Below are 2,606 nucleotides of genomic sequence, written 5' to 3' on the forward strand. Positions count from 1 at the left end.
ATATAACTCGTTCTTTTTATCATGGATTAGTTAAACATGGTGTTCGTGTTTATGAGTGGACTCCTGGTTTCTGTCATGCAAAAATGAGTGTGGCAGATGACTGTATGGCAACTTGTGGAACAATTAATCTGGATTATCGAAGTTTATATCACCATTTTGAAAACGGCTGTTTTATGGCAGATTGTCAGGCAGTTGTGGAAATAAAAAATGATCTGATAAGAACGATGGGAGAATGTCGTGATGTGACAGACCAATATCAAACCGGACGAAGTGCATATTTGCGACTGGGACAATTATTTATGAGATTATTTGCTGGATTGCTATAAGAATCTGATGAAACGACCTTTCAAAAAACAGTTGATTTAGAAGTTAACTGTTTTTGAAAGGCCGTTTTTGCTATATCTAACAGTCTGTTGTACAAAGAAGATTTTGCATGGATGAAAAAACAAACCTTGTTGAGGTTAAATTGAGTTTTCCATTGTATTGTATTGCTAATGAATAAGAATAAGAACAGACAATGCTGAATGCTCTGGAAACAAGAATATCTGAGTATAGTATGTAAGTTCGTAACAGAATGAAAGGAGCGATTCAAATGAGCAATTTGGAAAATTATATGAAACAGCAAGCAATTTTTTGTGAACAAAATGATAGCATTAGTAAGAATCTATATTCAGAGTATGGTGTAAAAAGAGGCTTACGAGATGAAAAAGGCCAAGGTGTGTTGACGGGGCTTACAAATATTTCTGATATAAAAGCTTTTGAATATCGTGATGGAGTAAAGAGTCCATGTGATGGCGAGTTATCTTATCGTGGTTATAATATAAAAGATTTAGTAACAGGAAGTAAAGGAAAAAGGTTTGTCTTTGAAGAAGGAGCATATCTTCTTTTATTCGGAGAATTGCCAACTGATACACAGTTAATGGAATTTCAGGGAAGACTATCTGATTGTATGGAACTACCGACTAACTTTACCAGAGATGTCATTATGAAAGCACCTACATCAGATATTATGGGTTCTATGACTCGAAGTATTCTTACATTGGGCTCTTACGATAAGGAGAAAGAAAGTCTTGAAATTCCGAATGTGCTAAGGCAGAGTATGCAGTTGATCGCAGTATTTCCTATGTTAGCAGTATATGCATACCATGCTTATTGTCATTATGAAAAAAACGAAAGTATGTATATTCATAGACCTGAAAAAGATTTATCTATTGCTGAAAATTTCCTGCGCCTATTAAGACCAGATACAAAATTCACAGAACTGGAAGCAAGAGTACTGGATATAGCATTATTGTTACATATGGAACATGGTGGTGGTAACAATTCTACATTCACTACACGGGTAGTAACATCTTCAGGTTCAGATACTTATTCTGTTATTTCAGCAGCAATGTCATCCTTAAAAGGAAAAAAACATGGCGGTGCAAATCTGATGGTAATGAATATGATGGATGATATTAAAAGTCATGTGAAAGATTATGAAGACGAAGAGGAAATTGCATCATATCTGAGTAAGATTTTGAAGAAAGAGGCGTTTGATCAGAAAGGACTTATTTATGGAATGGGACATGCTGTATATTCTATTTCCGATCCGAGAGAAATGGTGTTCAAAGGCTTTGTAGAACAACTCGCAAGGGATAAAGGACGTGAGAAAGATATGACCCTTTATAACAATATTGAGAAGATTGCACCTAAGTTGATTGCAAAGCAGCGTCAGATATTCAAAGGAGTAAGTCCTAATATAGATTTCTATAGTGGTTTTGTGTATGATATGTTGAATATTCCAAGAGAATTGTACACGCCATTATTTGCGATAGCAAGAATTGCTGGTTGGAGTGCACATCGCCTGGAAGAATTGATAACTACAGATAAGATCATTCGCCCGGCATATAAGAGTCTAGTCAGCAAAAAAGAATATATAGAAAGAGAGGAACGATAATATGGGAGCAGGAACCAGTGCAGAGGAGTTTTTTTTAAAGAGCATCAATGTTGAAAGCATTTTTGAATTTGTCGAAAGATCAGATTATTTGTTCCTTTATAGTATAAAGGAATGTGTTGAAAAATCAGACTGTCATGAAGGAGTATATCTTTCAGAAGTGGCAGAATACATGAAATTATCGATTCCAGAAACATCTAAGATGGTAAAAAGTCTTGAAAATAAAGGATATATTATCTGGAAATTAGATGAGAAAAAAGAAAGAACGTACCTTGTTTTGACGAACAAGGCAATTGAATTAAGTAATTGTCAGAAAGAAAAAATGATAGAAGCTTATGAAAAAATCATATCGAATATACAAGAAGATGACCTGGCAGTTACACGGTGTACATTGAGAAAAATCCGACAGCTTATGGAAGAAATAAAATAGTGATTAATACAACGGAGTAAGAAAAGCTCCTTCATATATTAGAATAAAAATATGACTGTTTCTTTAAAAAGAAGCCTGTCATATTTTTTTATGAAAAATAAATTTTGTTGAGGTTAAATTGAGATTGACTTTGTATTGTATAAGTATGAAATGAAAAGGAATCAGGTGATATACAATGAAAAAGCATGATCTGTCTGTAATCGGTTCCTTTAATATGGACATGAGAAGTGCATATCTGGA

The 2,606-nt window shown here is 34.1% G+C and carries 3 protein-coding genes; all 3 read left to right on the top strand.

Annotated features, from left to right (window positions below; all coding sequences use genetic code 11):
- A partial coding sequence (locus tag ACT8VG_RS09910; protein WP_444195765.1) for a phospholipase D-like domain-containing protein occupies window positions 1-326 on the top strand: 326 nt, incomplete at its 5' end.
- A gap of 248 nt (window positions 327-574) precedes the next feature.
- On the top strand, window positions 575-1,939 hold the full coding sequence (locus tag ACT8VG_RS09915; RefSeq protein WP_444195766.1) for a citrate/2-methylcitrate synthase: 1,365 nt from the start codon (window positions 575-577) through the stop codon (window positions 1,937-1,939).
- A gap of 1 nt (window position 1,940) precedes the next feature.
- A complete protein-coding gene (locus ACT8VG_RS09920) occupies window positions 1,941-2,366 on the top strand; it encodes a MarR family winged helix-turn-helix transcriptional regulator (protein WP_444195767.1) in 426 nt (141 codons plus the stop codon).
- Window positions 2,367-2,606 lie beyond the last annotated feature (240 nt).

The sequence above is a fragment of the Catenibacterium sp. genome, from assembly GCF_052354645.1.
Lineage (GTDB): Bacteria > Bacillota_I > Bacilli_A > Erysipelotrichales > Coprobacillaceae > Catenibacterium > Catenibacterium mitsuoka_A.